This window comes from Promicromonospora sukumoe 327MFSha3.1 (assembly GCF_000385135.1).
Taxonomy (GTDB): domain Bacteria; phylum Actinomycetota; class Actinomycetes; order Actinomycetales; family Cellulomonadaceae; genus Promicromonospora; species Promicromonospora sukumoe_B.
Genome location: NZ_ARQM01000011.1, coordinates 1,047,730 through 1,062,679, shown reverse-complemented (window position 1 = coordinate 1,062,679; position 14,950 = coordinate 1,047,730). Strand labels below are relative to the sequence as shown.

14 protein-coding genes are annotated in these 14,950 nt (G+C 72.3%); 8 read left to right on the top strand and 6 right to left on the bottom strand.

Going from position 1 to position 14,950, the window contains the following annotated elements; translation table 11 throughout:
* Positions 1–20: 20 nt before the first annotated feature.
* Both H291_RS0118510 and H291_RS0118505 read left to right on the top strand, forming a co-directional pair.
* Positions 21–3,845, top strand: a complete 3,825-nt coding sequence (locus H291_RS0118510) for a multifunctional oxoglutarate decarboxylase/oxoglutarate dehydrogenase thiamine pyrophosphate-binding subunit/dihydrolipoyllysine-residue succinyltransferase subunit (protein WP_026365895.1) — start codon at positions 21–23, stop codon at positions 3,843–3,845.
* A gap of 90 nt (positions 3,846–3,935) precedes the next feature.
* Complete coding sequence (locus H291_RS0118505; RefSeq protein WP_020016504.1) at positions 3,936–4,658, top strand: VOC family protein; 723 nt, start codon at positions 3,936–3,938, stop codon at positions 4,656–4,658.
* Between the two features lie 19 nt (positions 4,659–4,677).
* On the opposite strand, the gene H291_RS0118500 is transcribed toward H291_RS0118505, so the two are convergent.
* Complete coding sequence (locus H291_RS0118500) at positions 4,678–5,673, bottom strand: aldo/keto reductase (protein ID WP_026365894.1); 996 nt, start codon at positions 5,671–5,673, stop codon at positions 4,678–4,680.
* 165 nt (positions 5,674–5,838) lie between these two features.
* On the opposite strand from H291_RS0118500, the gene H291_RS0118495 reads away from it, so the two are divergent.
* Together H291_RS0118495 and H291_RS0118490 are read left to right on the top strand one after the other, a co-directional pair.
* A complete protein-coding gene (locus H291_RS0118495) occupies positions 5,839–6,783 on the top strand; it encodes an aldose 1-epimerase family protein (RefSeq protein WP_332256988.1) in 945 nt (314 codons plus the stop codon).
* Between the two features lie 141 nt (positions 6,784–6,924).
* On the top strand, positions 6,925–7,518 hold the full coding sequence (locus H291_RS0118490; RefSeq protein WP_020016501.1) for a GDSL-type esterase/lipase family protein: 594 nt from the start codon (positions 6,925–6,927) through the stop codon (positions 7,516–7,518).
* Between the two features lie 248 nt (positions 7,519–7,766).
* Here the strand turns inward: H291_RS0118490 and H291_RS32735 are convergent, their stop codons facing one another.
* The 3 genes from H291_RS32735 to H291_RS30735 form a co-directional block, all read right to left on the bottom strand.
* Positions 7,767–8,564: a hypothetical protein gene (locus H291_RS32735; protein ID WP_020016500.1), complete on the bottom strand. Its 798-nt coding sequence runs from the start codon at positions 8,562–8,564 to the stop codon at positions 7,767–7,769.
* A gap of 70 nt (positions 8,565–8,634) precedes the next feature.
* Positions 8,635–9,294: a PadR family transcriptional regulator gene (locus H291_RS30740; RefSeq protein ID WP_020016499.1), complete on the bottom strand. Its 660-nt coding sequence runs from the start codon at positions 9,292–9,294 to the stop codon at positions 8,635–8,637.
* Positions 9,294–10,175: a DUF4097 family beta strand repeat-containing protein gene (locus H291_RS30735; protein WP_020016498.1), complete on the bottom strand. Its 882-nt coding sequence runs from the start codon at positions 10,173–10,175 to the stop codon at positions 9,294–9,296. Before H291_RS30735 ends, H291_RS30740 begins: the two co-directional genes overlap by 1 nt.
* Positions 10,176–10,334: 159 nt before the next feature.
* On the opposite strand from H291_RS30735, the gene H291_RS34900 reads away from it, so the two are divergent.
* Positions 10,335–10,409, top strand: a complete 75-nt coding sequence (locus H291_RS34900) for a 50S ribosomal protein bL37 (RefSeq protein WP_156968370.1) — start codon at positions 10,335–10,337, stop codon at positions 10,407–10,409.
* Between the two features lie 92 nt (positions 10,410–10,501).
* Here H291_RS34900 and rsrA read toward each other — a convergent pair whose 3' ends face one another.
* Both rsrA and H291_RS0118465 read right to left on the bottom strand, forming a co-directional pair.
* Positions 10,502–10,783, bottom strand: coding sequence for a mycothiol system anti-sigma-R factor (gene rsrA, locus H291_RS0118470; RefSeq protein WP_020016497.1), 282 nt, complete (start codon positions 10,781–10,783; stop codon positions 10,502–10,504).
* On the bottom strand, positions 10,780–11,514 hold the full coding sequence (locus tag H291_RS0118465; RefSeq protein ID WP_157237185.1) for a sigma-70 family RNA polymerase sigma factor: 735 nt from the start codon (positions 11,512–11,514) through the stop codon (positions 10,780–10,782). The genes rsrA and H291_RS0118465 overlap by 4 nt, the downstream gene beginning before the upstream one ends.
* A gap of 398 nt (positions 11,515–11,912) precedes the next feature.
* On the opposite strand from H291_RS0118465, the gene H291_RS0118460 reads away from it, so the two are divergent.
* The 3 genes from H291_RS0118460 (at position 11,913) to rsgA (ending at position 14,948) form a co-directional block, all read left to right on the top strand.
* Positions 11,913–12,386: a DoxX family membrane protein gene (locus H291_RS0118460; RefSeq protein ID WP_020016495.1), complete on the top strand. Its 474-nt coding sequence runs from the start codon at positions 11,913–11,915 to the stop codon at positions 12,384–12,386.
* Between the two features lie 91 nt (positions 12,387–12,477).
* The gene (aroA, locus tag H291_RS0118455; RefSeq protein ID WP_020016494.1) at positions 12,478–13,803 is read left to right on the top strand and encodes a 3-phosphoshikimate 1-carboxyvinyltransferase; all 1,326 of its coding nucleotides are present in this window, start codon (positions 12,478–12,480) and stop codon (positions 13,801–13,803) included.
* On the top strand, positions 13,803–14,948 hold the full coding sequence (gene rsgA / locus H291_RS0118450; protein ID WP_020016493.1) for a ribosome small subunit-dependent GTPase A: 1,146 nt from the start codon (positions 13,803–13,805) through the stop codon (positions 14,946–14,948). The genes aroA and rsgA overlap by 1 nt, the downstream gene beginning before the upstream one ends.
* Positions 14,949–14,950 lie beyond the last annotated feature (2 nt).

The following is a 14,950-nucleotide window of genomic DNA, read 5'->3' as shown; positions in this document are numbered from 1 at the left end:
TGAAGGTGGGCGATCCGCGCGTGTCCCCTAAGGCTGGTTCAGAGTCGATCAGCGTGGCGAGCTCGTCATTCGGAGCCAACGAATGGCTTGTGGACGAGCTCTACCAGCAGTACCTGAAGGACAAGAACGCGGTTGACCCCGCGTGGTGGGACTTCTTCGCCGACTACACGCCGGGCGAGAACGGTTCCGCCAAGGAGGGCGCACCGACCGCCCCCGCTTCAGCCCCGACACCCGCCGCAGCGGCTCCGACCGCGCCCGCGGCGACCGCTCCCGCCGCCGCACCGGCGCCGGCCGCACCGGAGGCGCCTGCCCAGCAGAGCGCGGGCCCGGTGACCGGTGGCACCGCCGCCGCGGAGGCCGAGCAGCCCGTGCGGGAGAAGGTGCTGCCGGCCGACCCCAAGGTCAACCCGGCCAGCCCGATCGCCACCCCGCCCACCACCCACTACGCGGACACGTTCGAGCGCCCCGTGGCGCACCCGGACGCCGTCGACGACATCCAGAAGCTGCGCGGCCCCGCCGCGCGCGTGGTCACGAACATGGAGGCCTCGCTCGAGGTCCCCACCGCCACCTCGGTGCGCGCCGTGCCCGCCAAGCTGATGGTCGACAACCGCATCGTCATCAACAACCACCTCAAGCGTGGTCGTGGCGGCAAGATCTCGTTCACGCACCTCATCGGCTTCGCGCTGGTCGAGGCGCTGGCGGACATGCCCGTCATGAACGCGCACTACGAGCCGGTCGACGGCAAGCCGGGCGTGAACCAGCCCGCGCACGTGGGCTTCGGCCTCGCGATCGACCTGGCCAAGCCGGACGGCTCGCGCCAGCTCCTGGTGCCCAGCATCAAGAAGGCGGAGGAGCTCGACTTCGCCGAGTTCTGGGCGGCCTACGAGGACCTGGTCCGCAAGGCCCGCAACAACAAGCTGGGCGTGCCGGACTTCCAGGGCACCACGATCTCGCTGACCAACCCGGGCGGCATCGGCACCGTGCACTCGGTGCCGCGCCTCATGCAGGGTCAGGGCACCATCATCGGCGTCGGCGCCATGGACTACCCGGCGGAGTTCGCCGGCGCGTCCGAGGAGCAGCTCGCCCGGATGGGCATCTCGAAGGTCATGACGGTCACCTCGACCTACGACCACCGGATCATCCAGGGCGCGCAGTCCGGCGAGTTCCTGAAGATCATCTCGAACAAGCTGCTCGGCCTGGACGGCTTCTACGACCGCGTGTTCGCGGCGCTGCGCGTCCCGTACGAGCCCGTGCGCTGGGTCCGTGACAACACGGTCGACGCCGACGTCGAGGCCGCCAAGCCGGCCAAGATCGCCGAGGTCGTGCAGGCGTACCGCTCGCGCGGTCACCTGATGGCGGACACCGACCCGCTGGCCTACCGCCAGCGCAAGCACCCCGACCTGGACATCCAGACCCACGGCCTGACGCTGTGGGACCTGGACCGCACCTTCCCGACCGCGGGCTTCGGCCCCAAGGCGAAGGCCACGCTGCGCGACATCCTGGGCCTGCTGCGCGACTCGTACTGCCGCACCATCGGCATCGAGTACATGCACATCTCCGACCCGGGCCAGCGCAAGTGGCTCCAGGAGCGCCTGGAGGCCGGCTACGCCAAGACGCCGCGCGAGGACCAGCTGCGCATCCTGCGCCGCCTCAACTCCGCCGAGGCGTTCGAGACGTTCCTGCAGACCAAGTTCGTGGGGCAGAAGCGCTTCTCGCTGGAGGGCGGCGAGTCCCTGATCCCGCTGCTCGACGCGATCCTGTCGCGCGCCGCCGAGGGTGGCCTCGACGAGGTCGGCATCGGCATGGCCCACCGCGGCCGCCTCAACGTGCTGGCGAACATCGCGGGCAAGAGCTACGGCCAGATCTTCAAGGAGTTCGAGGGCCAGCTCGACCCCAAGAGCGTCCAGGGCTCGGGTGACGTCAAGTACCACCTCGGCACCGAGGGCACGTTCACCTCGGAGTCCGGCGCCACCACGCGTGTCTACCTCGCGGCCAACCCGTCGCACCTGGAGGCCGTGGACCCGGTGCTCGAGGGCATCGTCCGCGCCAAGCAGGACCGCATCGACCTGGGCGGCGACGGCTTCTCCGTGCTGCCGATCCTGGTGCACGGCGACGCGGCCTTCGCGGGCCAGGGCGTGGTGCCCGAGGTGCTGAACCTGTCGCAGCTGCGCGGGTACCGCACCGGCGGCACCATCCACGTGGTCGTCAACAACCAGGTGGGCTTCACCACCGGCCCGACGGCGTCCCGCTCGACCACCTACGCGACCGACGTCGCCAAGGGCTACCAGGTCCCCGTGCTGCACGTGAACGGCGACGACCCGGAGGCCGTGGTCCGGACGGCGGAGCTCGCCTTCGCCTTCCGCGAGCAGTTCGGCAAGGACGTCATCATCGACCTCATCTGCTACCGCCGCCGCGGGCACAACGAGGGCGACGACCCGTCGATGACGCAGCCGCTCATGTACAACCTCATCGAGACCAAGCGCTCGGTGCGCAAGCTGTACACCGAGAACCTGGTCGCACGCGGTGACATCACCGTGGAGGAGGCCGAGCACGCGCTGCAGGACTACCAGTCCCAGCTCGAGCGGGTCTTCACCGAGACCAAGTCCGGTTTCACGCCCGCCCCGGAGACGGAGCACCTCGCCGGCCTGGAGCGCCCCGAGTCGCAGCGTGAGGACGCCGGCACGATGGTCGGCTGGCAGACGGCGATCTCGCACGACGCCCTGCAGCGCGTCGGCGACGTGCACACGTCGCCGCCCGAGGGCTTCACCGTGCACCCGAAGCTCGCGCAGCTCCTGGAGAAGCGCCAGCTCATGGCCAAGGAAGGCGGCATCGACTGGGGCTTCGGCGAGCTCGCGGCCTTCGGCTCGCTGCTCGCGGAGGGTACCCCGGTGCGCCTCGCCGGCCAGGACTCGCGCCGTGGCACGTTCGTGCAGCGGCACGCGGTGCTGCACGACCGGGAGACCGGCGCCGAGTGGACCCCGCTGCTGTACCTGTCGGGCGACCAGGCCAAGTTCTGGGTCTACGACTCCTCGCTGTCGGAGTACGCGGCACTCGGCTTCGAGTACGGCTACTCCGTGGAGCGCCCGGACGCCCTGGTGCTGTGGGAGGCGCAGTTCGGCGACTTCGTCAACGGCGCCCAGACGGTGATCGACGAGTTCATCTCGTCCGCCGAGCAGAAGTGGGGTCAGTCGTCGTCGGTGGTCATGCTGCTGCCGCACGGCTACGAGGGCCAGGGGCCCGACCACTCGTCGGCCCGCATCGAGCGGTTCCTGCAGCTCGGCGCCGAGGACAACATCACCATCGCGCAGCCGTCCACGCCGGCGTCGTACTTCCACCTGCTGCGCCGTCAGGCCTACGCCCGGCCGCGTCGTCCGCTGGTCGTGTTCACGCCCAAGCAGCTGCTCCGCCTCAAGGCGGCGGCGTCCGCGGTGGAGGACTTCACCGAGGGCACGTTCCAGGAGGTCATCCCGGACGCGACGGCGGACACCGCCAAGGTCGACCGCGTGCTCCTGTGCACCGGTCGCGTGTACTACGACCTGCTCGCCGAGCGCACCAAGCGCGGTGACGAGGGCGTGGCGATCGTCCGCCTGGAGCAGCTCTACCCGTTCCCGGAGGCGCAGATCCGCGCGGAGCTCGCCAAGTACGGCGACGCCGAGGTGGTCTGGGTGCAGGACGAGCCGCAGAACCAGGGCGCGTGGGGCTTTATCCACCTGGCGCTGCCGATGGACGTCCCGTACGTCAAGGTGGTCTCCCGCCCGGCGTCGGCCTCCACGGCCGCCGGTACGGCCAAGCTGCACCAGGCGCAGCAGAAGACGCTGCTGGAGCAGGCCTTCACGCGCGGCTGACGCGCACACACGGAACGGCGGGCACCCACACCGGGTGCCCGCCGTTCCTGTTTCCGGGACGGCCGTGCCCGGCCGCCGTACGCTGGCGTGATGTCGGACGCCACCTTCAAGGACCTGGTCATCGACGCCTCTGACGGGCCGGTGCTCGCCGCCTTCTGGTCGGCCGCGCTCGGCCTGCGGTCCGGCCCGGCCGGGGACTCCGCCGCGGCCTTCCTGCTCGCGGACGACGTCCCCGAGCACCGGGTCTGGATCAACGAGGTGCCGGAACCGCGCACCGTGAAGCAGCGAGTTCACCTGGACCTGCACGCCACCGTCGAGGAGCTGGAGCGGCTGGGTGCCTCGGCGGCTGCGGAGTACCCGGACATCGAGCAGGACGACTGGACCGTGCTCCGCGATCCCGAGGGCGGCGAGCTCTGCGCGTTCCCGCAGCAGGCGGCGACGGTGGGCCGCTATCGCCTGAACGCCCTGGTCGTGGACGCCGCGGACCCGGCGGTGGTGAGCGCCTGGTGGGGCGAACGGCTCGGGCTGGAGCCGGAGCGTTTCTCCGGCCGGCCGTGGTACCGGCTGGGGCACGGCGCGGGGCTGCCCGCGCAGATGCTCTTCATCCCGGTCCCGGAGCCGAAGAGCGTGAAGAACCGCATCCACTGGGACGTCTGGGGTGACACGGAGCGGTTTCTCGCGGCCGGGGCGACGCTGCTCACCAGCCGCGAGGACTCACCCGACCCGCACGTCTTCTGGGACGTGCTGGCCGACCCGGAGGGCAACGAGTTCTGCGTGTTCCGCCCGGACCAGGCCGGGCCGGATCACGGCTGATCCGGCCCGGGCGGAGGCGTCACCACTTGTCGTGGACGTGCTCCTTGATCAGCTCGTCGTAGATCTCGCGCACGCCCGACATGAACAGCGGGCCCAGCGTGGCGGCGTCACCGGCGGCCGCGTTGGCGCGGGCCTGCTCGACGTTGCGCGCGCCCGGGATGACGGACGAGACGCCCGGCCGCTGCCAGGTCCAGGCGATCGCGGCCTGGGCCGGGGTGAGGGTCTCCCCCACGACGTCGCGGGCCAGCTCGGTGAACCGGGCCGCGGCCTCGAGGCCCACCTCGTAGGGCACGCCGGAGAACGTCTCGCCGACGTCGAAGGCGGCGCCGTCGCGGTTGAAGTTGCGGTGGTCGTTCTCGGCGAACACCGTGTCCTTGGTGTACTTGCCCGAGAGCAGACCAGAAGCGAGCGGCACGCGCGCGATGATGCCCACCCCGGCGGCCGACGCCGCGGGCAGCACCTCGTCCAGCGGCTTGAGCCGGAACGCGTTGAGGATGATCTGCACGGAGGCGACGTTGGGGCGCGCGATGGCCTCCATGGCCTCCGAGACCTTCTCGACGCTGACGCCGTAGGCGGCGATGGCGCCGTCCGACACGAGCTCGTCGAGCGCGTCGTAGACGGCGTCCGTGGAGTAGACGGCGGTGGGCGGGCAGTGCAGCTGCACCAGGTCCAGCCGGTCGACGCCGAGGTTCTGCCGGGACCGGTCGGTCCACTCGCGGAAGTTCTGGAGCACGTAGTTCTCCGCCACCTGGTCCATGCGCCGGCCCATCTTGGTGGCGACCGTGATCCCGGCGTCGGGGTGCTCCTTGAGGAACGTACCGATCACCTGCTCGCTGCGGCCGTCGCCGTAGACGTCCGCGGTGTCGAAGAAGGTCACCCCGGCCTCGAGCGAGGCCTCCAGAACGGCACGGGCATCGCTCTCGCTGACGTCGCCCCAGTCAGCGCCGAGCTGCCAGGTGCCCAGGCCCACGGCCGATACGAGGCGACCGGTCCGTCCGAGTACCTGCTGTTCCATCGTTCCTCCTACTGCTGGGGCGGGCTGAGCAGCCCGCGCGGCCCGTCGTCGGGCCCAGTTCATCGGTGGGTCGCTGGCCTTCTGCCACCCGACCGTCTAGCCTGCTCTTCTAGTCTGCTGTCTCACGCTACGTGCCGCAGTCAAAATTTGCCCTACGGTTACGGTGTGAGTGTGACGACAGAAATTCCTCCGGTTGCTGCCGCAAGGCCCCATCCTTCCGGGGACCAGTTCCGCATCAGCCACGCGGGTCACCGCGCCACCGTCACCCAGGTGGGTGCGGCGCTGCGAGAGTACTCGGTGGACGGCCGCGATGTCGTGGTTCCGTTCGGCGCGGACGAGATCAACCCCGTGTTCAACTGCGCGGTCCTGATCCCCTGGCCCAACCGGCTCCGCGACGGCGCCTACGAGTACGGCGGCGTGACCCACCAGCTCCCCGTGACCGAGCCGGCCCGCAACACCGCGCTGCACGGCCTGGCGGCGTTCGACCGCTGGTCCGTCGTGGAGCACACGGGCTCCGCCGTGACGCTCGAGCTCGAGCTCGTGGCCCGACCCGGCTACCCCTTCCAGCTCGTCGCGCAGATGCGTTACGCCCTGTCCGACGCCGGCCTCGAGATCACCCTCGACGTCACCAACGTGGGGGCGGACACCGCGCCCTACGGCTGCGGGTTCCACCCGTGGCTGTCGACGGGCGGCGCCGACCTCGACGAGTGCACCCTGCGGCTCGACGCCGCGACCCGCGTCACGACCGACGAGCGGCTCCTGCCGACCGGCACCGAGCCGGCGTCCGGCATGTTCGACCTGCGCGAGGCGCGCAGCGCGGCCGGCGTGGACCTCGACGACGCGTACGTCGACGTCGTCCGGGACGCCGACGGCCTGTCCTGGGCCCACCTGACCGGCCCGGACGGGAAGACGGCCGCGGTCTGGATGGACGAGTCGCAGGACGTGTGGCAGGTCTGCACGGGCGACCACATCGAGCCCGGCCGACGCCGCATGGGGCTGGCCGCCGAGCCCATGAGCTGCGTCGCCGACGCCTTCCGGACCGGTGAGCGGCTCGTGCACCTGGCCCCTGGCCAGCCGCACGGCGTCCGCTGGGGGATGACCCTGCTCTGACCGTCCCGCGTTGTCGCGACGCGGCACGCGGCCGTCGGCGCGTTGTCACCGATCGGCCGCGTTCCGTGCACCACAATGGGGAACCGGCCGTCCGCCAGGCTGCCGGGAACAGGCAAGGAGAGTCCGTTGCAGGATCGCGAGGTGCGTATCTGCGTCGTCGGTGACGAGCTGGCCACGGGTGTCGGAGACGCCCGTGCGCTCGGCTGGACCGGACGCGTCGTCGCGCGCACCCACTTTGCCCGTCCCGCCATGCTGTTCACGCTCGCCGTCCCCGGCGAGAACAGCACGCAGCTGGGCGCCCGCTGGGAGGCCGAGACCGCCGCGCGGTTCGGCCCGGACTCCGAGGTCGAGAACCGCCTGGTGGTGGCCCTGGGGCGGCACGACGTCGCCGCGGGGCTCACGGTCGCGCGCTCGCGCCTGAACCTGGCGAACATCCTGGACGTCGCGGACGCGAACCGTACGGCCGCGTTCGTCGTCGGGCCGCCGCCGGGCGCGCCCGCCGAGGGCGACCGGATCGCGGAGCTGTCCGACGCGTTCGCCGACGTCGCCAGCCGGCGCCGGGTGCCGTACGTCGAGACGTACACGCCGCTGGCGCAGCACGAGCAGTGGCTCGCGGACCTGGCCCAGGGCGGTGGCACCTACCCCGGCCAGGCCGGGTACGGGCTCATGGCGTGGCTCGTGCTGCACACGGGCTGGCACAGCTGGCTGGGGCTGCCTCAGGACGAGGTCGCCTGAGCCGGAGGTGCAGCGCAGGGTGCGGGCCGAGGAACGAGGCACGCGCCCGGAGCGGAACCGCAGGCTCAGGCGACACAGGTAGAGACTGAGCCGGAGGTGCAGCGCAGGGTGTGGGCCGAGGAACGAGGCACGCGCCCGGAGTGGAACCGCAGGCTCAGGCGACAGACAAGCAACGCGTGAGCCGTCAGACGTGTCAGAGGCTCAGGTCACCATGGTGACCTGAGCCTCTGACACGTGCGGGACGGGCGTCAGCCGCGGGTGATCGTGGCCGTTCCCGAGACCGTGTTGGTCGAGATGTAGGCCGCGGCGCCGGGCTCCGCGTGGTCGACGACGACGGTGCGCTGCGCGCTCGACGTCGCCTGCGCGCCGTCGATCACGACCTTGCCCGTGACGCTGCGCGCGCGGAGGTTGACCGGGGCGCCGGCGTCGAGCTGGACCGCCGCCGCGCCGGAGACCGTCTTGGCGTTGACGAGCGGCGTGGTGCCGACGGCGGTGACCGTGACCGCGCCGGACACGGTCTGGACCGAGACGCGGCCCAGGGCGCCCACGAGCGACACCGCACCGGACACGGTGGTGGCCGACGCGTCGCCGTTGTGCTCGGCGATGCTGACGGCGCCCGTGCCGGACTTGGTCGTCACGGATCCGCTGGTCCCGGTCACGGTGATGGCGCCGCCCGCGGTCTTGACGTTCACGCCGGCCTGCGCGCCGGTCACCACGACCTCGGCGCCCACGGTCGCGACGTCGACCACGGACGTGGCCGGCACCGTGATCCGCACGACGGCGGCGTCCTGGTCCTTGAGGCCGCGGAACCGGTCCACGAAGCCCTCCAGGCCCGGGAAGTCGTAGGCGACCCGCAGGTTGCCGTGCTCCGCGAGGATCTGCAGGGGCCGCGTCGAGACCTCGAGAACCTCCACGACGGCGCCGGACGTGCGGTTCGGGTCGGCCACGATCTCGGCGCGGCCGTTCGTCAGTCGGACGGTCAGAGTCGTGGCGCCGCCGACCTCGATGGTCTGCGGTGCGGCCACGCTCCAGGACTCGGTGGTCATCGCTGTGCTCCGTTCATGGGGAGGGTTCATCGGGAGGTTCATGGGGAGACGTGCATGGGGGCTGGTTCTGTCACTGCGAGCTCGTGCGGTGCGGGGTGCTCGTGCTGCTCGGCAGGGTCCCACGGATCGCGGACCGCGCCGAGTCGAGGACGGTGCGCAGCGTCTCGACGGTCAGCGCCGACACCGTACCGGCGACGTCGGCCTCCCGCAGGTCGGCCAGCACGTCGTTGCGGAACCGCTGCAGCGCCGCTTCGGCGTCGTGCCGCAGCGAGTTGGACTGGGTGCGCCGCGGGTCCGGCGCGGTGCCGGGACCGGGTCGCGGCCGGGAGCGGACCTCCTGCGCCGCGGCCGCGAGCTCGGCCCGCAGGCCGCGCATCGTGTCGCGGATGTCGGCCCGGACGCCGTCCGCGAGGGTGCGGACGGTCTCGGCGACGTTCTGCTCCAGGCGCTTGACGTCGTCGAGCCGGGAGTCGATCTCGGCCCGGCCGGCGGGGGTGAGCTCGTACGTGCCCTTGCGGCCGGCACCGGCCGGTCCCGGCGCGGAGCGACGCACCAGCCCCTCCTCCTCCAGCCTGGTCAGGCGGGGGTAGATGGTCCCGGCGCTGGGGCGGTAGGTGCCGCCGAAGCGCTGGGTGAGCTCGGTGATGAGCTCGTACCCGTGCCGTGGCCCGTCCAGGAGCAGCACCAGGAGGTACAGGCGCAGCTCGCCGTGGGCGAAGACAGGTGGCATCACAGCTCCACGGGCGAGTGGTCCGCGGGGGCGTCGACGGGGGCGTCCTGGACGTCGACGGGCGCGTCCTGCGGTCCGCCCACGACCGTGACCTCGCCGGAGACGCTCGTGGCGCGCAGGCGGGTGGTCCACGGCCGGCCGGGCCGCGGCTCGGGCTCGCCGGAGGTGAACGTGGCGCCGCCCCCGCCGCTGAACTGCGCGCCGGCCACGGTGACCCGCCCGCTGACGCTCTGCGCCGACACCGCCACGGCGCCGTCGTCGGGCACGCGCAGCAGCATGTTGCCCGACACCGAGTTGACCTTGACCGACCGCGGCTGGGTGGCCAGGTCGACCGTCACGTCGCCGGAGACCGAGGTGGACGTGACCGAGTCCGCGGACCCGCTCATGACGACGTCGGCGGACACGGTATTGCTCGTGATGTCGCCCACGTGGTCGCGCACCGTCACCTCGCCGGAGACGGTGTTCAGCTTGAGGTCGCCGGCCGTGCGCGAGACCAGCAGGGACCCGGACACGGTGGACGCGGACGCCCCCGCCGTCGTGCCGGCCAGGAGGCACTCGCCGCGCACCGTGCCCAGCCGGACGGCGGTGTCGGCGGGCACCGCGACGTGGATGTCGGCGCGCGCCTTGCCGCCGAAGTCCACGAACCGCTTCATGAACGAGCCCCAGCCGGACAGGCCGCTCTCGTGCTCGATGACCAGGCGACCCTCCTCCAGCCGGACCTCCAGGGAGCGCCCCTCCACGGAGTGCACCTCGACGCGGACGACGGGCTCGTCGTGCGCGACGACGTCGAGCCGGCCGTCGATGACGTGGGCGTCCACGGCGGTCACACCGCGCAGCTCGATGGTCTGCGGACCGGTGACGGTCCAGCTGTCCGTGCTCATGGGTGCCTCCGGTGCTCGGTCTCGCTGGACGCGATATATCGCGTTGACCCGAGACACGATATATCGCGTTACTCGACGGGGCAACCCCTTGCGGCCTGACAACCTCCCGATCTGTGGGACCATTGAGCCATTCAGTCCGTCACCTGTCAGGAGACACCCATGAGCAAGCGCGGTCGCAAGCGCCGTAGCCGCAAGGGCTCGGCCGCCAACCACGGCAAGCGTCCCAACGCCTGAGGCCTGAGCCTGAGACGTTGTCGAGGCGAACAGCCTGAGCATGCGAAAGGGCCGGAACCCCGTGGGGTTCCGGCCCTTCGTCATGCCCGGTGTCAGGCGGTCTCGACGACCGTCATCACCGTGAGCTGCTCATGGATCCGCACGCGCAGCGTGTCCGGCGCGCGCTCGCTGCACGACCGCTTCACGAGCTGCTTGACGAGGTCCTCGACGCTCAGCTCGGCCAGGCACGGCGAGCAGTGGGCGACGTGCGCGCGCATGCGCTGCTCGTCGTCCGGCGTCATCTCGGAGTCCAGGTACTCGTACAGGTGCGTCAGTGCGTGCTCGCACTCGGACTCCCCCGCCGTGTCGTGCGGGACGGGTTCGATGTTGTTCACTGCGCACCTCCGGGCGCCTGGCTGACGAGACCTCGCTGGGCGGCGTAGTCGGCGAGGAGCTCGCGCAGCTGCCGTCGTCCGCGGTGGAGCCGGGACATGACCGTCCCGATCGGAGTCCCCATGATCTCCGCGATCTCCTTGTAGGGGAAGCCTTCGACGTCGGCGTAGTAGACGACCATCCGACGGTCCTCCGGGAGCTCGGCGAGCGCCCGCTTCACATCGCTGTCCGGCAGCCGGTCCAGTGCCTCGGCCTCGGCCGAGCGCAGGCCGCGCGACGTGTGCGACGCCGCGCGCGCGATCTGCCAGTCCTCGACGTCCTCCGCCTGGGACTGCTGCGGCTCGCGCTGCTTCTTGCGATAGCTGTTGATGAACGTGTTCGTGAGGATCCGGTACAGCCAGGCCTTCAGGTTGGTACCCGGCCGGTACTGGTGGAACGCCGCGAACGCCTTGGCGAACGTCTCCTGCACCAGGTCCTCGGCGTCGGCGGGGTTGCGCGTCATGCGCAGCGCCGCGGAGTAGAGCTGGTCCAGGTACTGCAGCGCGTCCCGCTCGAAGCGCGCGGCGCGGGCCGTCGCGTCCTCCTCCTGGGGGGACCGCTCGGTGCCCTCGGTCTCGCCGGCGGGCTCCGTGGCGGCCTCGACGGCCGCGGTATCACCGGGGCGCACCTCGGCGTCGGCGCGGCCGGCATCGCCGCCTGCGCCCTCGTTCTGCTCACGGGAAGTCTCAGTCATCGCCCTTGAGCCTAGCCGCGTCGGCCAGCCCGCGTTCGCCGGAACCACGCCGAACGCGCCCGGGGTGCCGCCGGACAGCGCGTCCGCCGAAGCCTTCGCCGAGTCGGTGCCGGCGTCCAGCAGGTGCGCCGGGACCGCGCCGAACATCAGGGGGGCGCTCTGACCTGCAGTCATCGGTACCGCCGTCGCGTCGGACGCGCCGCTCGCCGCGGGGCTCGTTGTCGTGCTCGTCACCATGCCCATCACCGTGTCGTTCACCGCATCCTTCTCGAGGCATTGCTCCACGTCCGGTTCAACCAGCGGCCCCGGCCCCGAATTCCCGGTGCGGCCGCGGTCTCCCGGTGCCGTCGTGCCGCGATCCTGCTGCATCCGGCGCCGGCATCTGCCAAGGTGGTCGCATGCTGCTTCGACACATCGCGCGACCGCTGCTGGCCTCCTCGTTCATCTACGACGGCGTGCGGGCCGCCCGGAAGCCGAGCGAGCACGTGGCCGCCGCCCGGTCGGGATCCGCGCTGGCGACCAAGGCGCTGGGGGCAGAGCCGCTCAGCGAGAAGCAGGTCACGACACTCGTGCGCGCGCACGGCGTCGCGACCGCAACGGCGGGCACGCTGCTCGCGCTGGGCAAGGCGCCACGCGCGTCCGCCCTCGCGCTCGCGCTGCTGACGCTGCCGCTCGCCCTGGTGAACCAGCCGTTCACCGCACCCAAGGAGGAGCGTCCGGCCCGCGCCGACCGGTTCCTGCACAACCTCGCCTCCGTCGGCGCCGCGCTCATCGCGGGCGCGGACCTCGAGGGCAGGCCGGGGCTGTCGTGGCGGGTCCAGCAGGCACGCGCGGCGCGCGCGGACGCGAAGGCCGCTGCCGCCGAGTCCTGACCTTCCCCGTGTCAGACGTACAGGTCACCAGAGTGATCTGTGGGTCTGACACGAGCAGCCGCGTACGGCCGCTCCGCGATAATCTCGCCACATGACTTCTTCGACCACCGCGCCCGCACCGACCTGGGAGGCGCCGCTCGCCGGCGCACCGCTCGACGCGACGGTCGAGGTACCCGGCAGCAAGTCCCTCACGAACCGGCTGCTGGTGCTCGCCGCACTCGCGGACGCCCCCGGCACCCTGCGCGGCGCCCTGCGCAGCCGCGACGCCGACCTGATGATCGGCGCCCTGCGCGCGCTCGGCGCGGGCATCGAGGAGGGCGACCACCCCAGCACGCTGCACGTGACGCCCGGCCCGGTGACCGGCGGCACCGAGATCGACACCGGTCTGGCCGGCACGGTCATGCGGTTCCTGCCGCCCGTCGCGGCCCTCGCCGACGGCCCGGTCCGGTTCGACGGCGACGCCGCGGCCCGGCTGCGGCCCATGCTGCCGGTGCTCGCGGCGCTGCGCACGCTCGGCGTCACGGTGCACGACCCCGAGGGCTCGAGCGACTCCGCCGAGCTGCCGAGCTACCTCCCCTTCACCGTCGAGGGCCGCGGTGGCGTCCCGGGCGGCTCGGTCGACGTCGACGCCTCGGAGTCGTCGCAGTTCGTGTCCGGGCTGCTGCTGGCCGCCGCGCGCTTCGAGCGCGGCCTCACCCTGCGGCACATCGGCGCCACGCTGCCGAGCCTGCCCCACATCGAGATGACGGTCGCCACGCTGCGCGACGTCGGCGTCGTGGTCGACGACTCGCGGGACGGCATCTGGGCCGTGCGCCCCGGCCCGATCACGGGCCGCGACGTGCGCGTCGAGCCCGACCTGTCCAACGCGGCGCCGTTCCTGGCGTCCGCCCTGGTCGCTGGCGGCACGGTCCGCGTGCCCGGCTGGCCCACCCTGACCACGCAGCCCGGCGCCATGGTGCCCGAGCTGCTGGAGCGCATGGGCGGCACGTTCACCCTGGCCGACGGCGTGCTGAGCGTCACCGGCACGGGCGAGATCCACGGGATCGACGTCGACCTGCACGCGGGCGGCGAGCTCGCGCCCACGTTCGCGGCCCTGGCCGCGCTCGCGGACTCACCCACCCGGCTGCGCGGGATCGCGCACCTGCGGGGCCACGAGACCGACCGCCTGGCCGCGCTCGCGCGCGAGATCACCCGCCTCGGCGGGCAGGCGGAGGAGACCCGGGACGGCCTGGTCATCACCCCGCGCCCGCTCCACGGCGACGTCGTGCGCACCTACGGCGACCACCGCATGGCGACGTCGGCGGCGCTGCTCGGCCTGCGGGTGCCCGGGGTGCTGATCGAGGACGTCGCCACCACGGCCAAGACCCTGCCCGACTTCACGGGCATGTGGCTGGGCATGCTGGGCACGGCCGCCTGATGGGCCGCCGCGACCTCGACGAGTCGGACTTCCGCTCCCGCCCGTCCAAGCGCGGCTCCCGGCCCCGGACCAAGCAACGACCCGAGCACTCCGACGCCGTGACCGGCCTGGTCACCGGTGTCGACCGGGGGCGGTACACGCTCCTGGTCGGTGGCGCGGCGGCCGGGCTCGCGGACGAGACCGTCGTGACCGCGATGAAGGCGCGCGAGCTCACGCGCACACGCGTCGTCGTGGGCGACCGGGTGGACGTCGTCGGTGACACCTCCGGCGAGGAGGGCTCGCTCGCCCGGATCGTGCGGATCCAGGAGCGCACCTCGACCCTGCGCCGCACCGCGGACGACACGGACCCGTACGAGCGGATCGTCGTCGCCAACGCCGACCAGCTCGTCATCGTCACGGCGCTGGCCCAGCCCGAGCCGCGCACCGGCATGATCGACCGCTGCGTCGTCGCCGCGTACGACGCCGGGATGTCGGTGCTGCTGTGCCTCACGAAGGCCGACCTCGCCTCCCCCGACGAGCTGCGCGCGCTCTACGAGCCGCTCGGCGTCGAGGTCGTGGTGACGCGACGGACCCCCTCGGACGACGACGCCGGGATCACCCTGGTGCCGGAGTCCGTCGAGGAGGTGCGCGGACGGCTCCGCGGCCTGGTGTCGGTGCTGGTGGGGCACTCCGGGGTCGGCAAGTCCACGCTGATCAACGCGCTGGTGCCCGACGCCAGGCGGGCCACGGGCGTCGTGAACGACGTGACCGGGCGCGGCCGGCACACCTCGACGTCGGCAGTCGCGCTGCGGCTGCCCGTGGGGGATCCCGGGGGGACGGACGCGCCGGACTCGGACGCCGGGCCCGACGTCGACGGCGCGCCCGCAACTGACGGAGCGGGGTTCGACGGCTGGGTGATCGACACCCCGGGCGTGCGCTCGTTCGGGCTGGCGCACGTCGAGGTGGCGCACCTGCTGCACGCGTTCGAGGACCTGGACGAGGTGGCTCAGGACTGCCCACGCGGCTGCACGCACCTCGCGGACGCACCGGACTGCGCGCTCGACGACTGGATCGAGGCTTCCCCCGAGGACGAGCGGCCCGCCCGCGCGGCCCGGCTCGCCTCGTTCCGCCGCCTGCTCTCGTCCCGCACCGGCTCGGACGCCTGAGC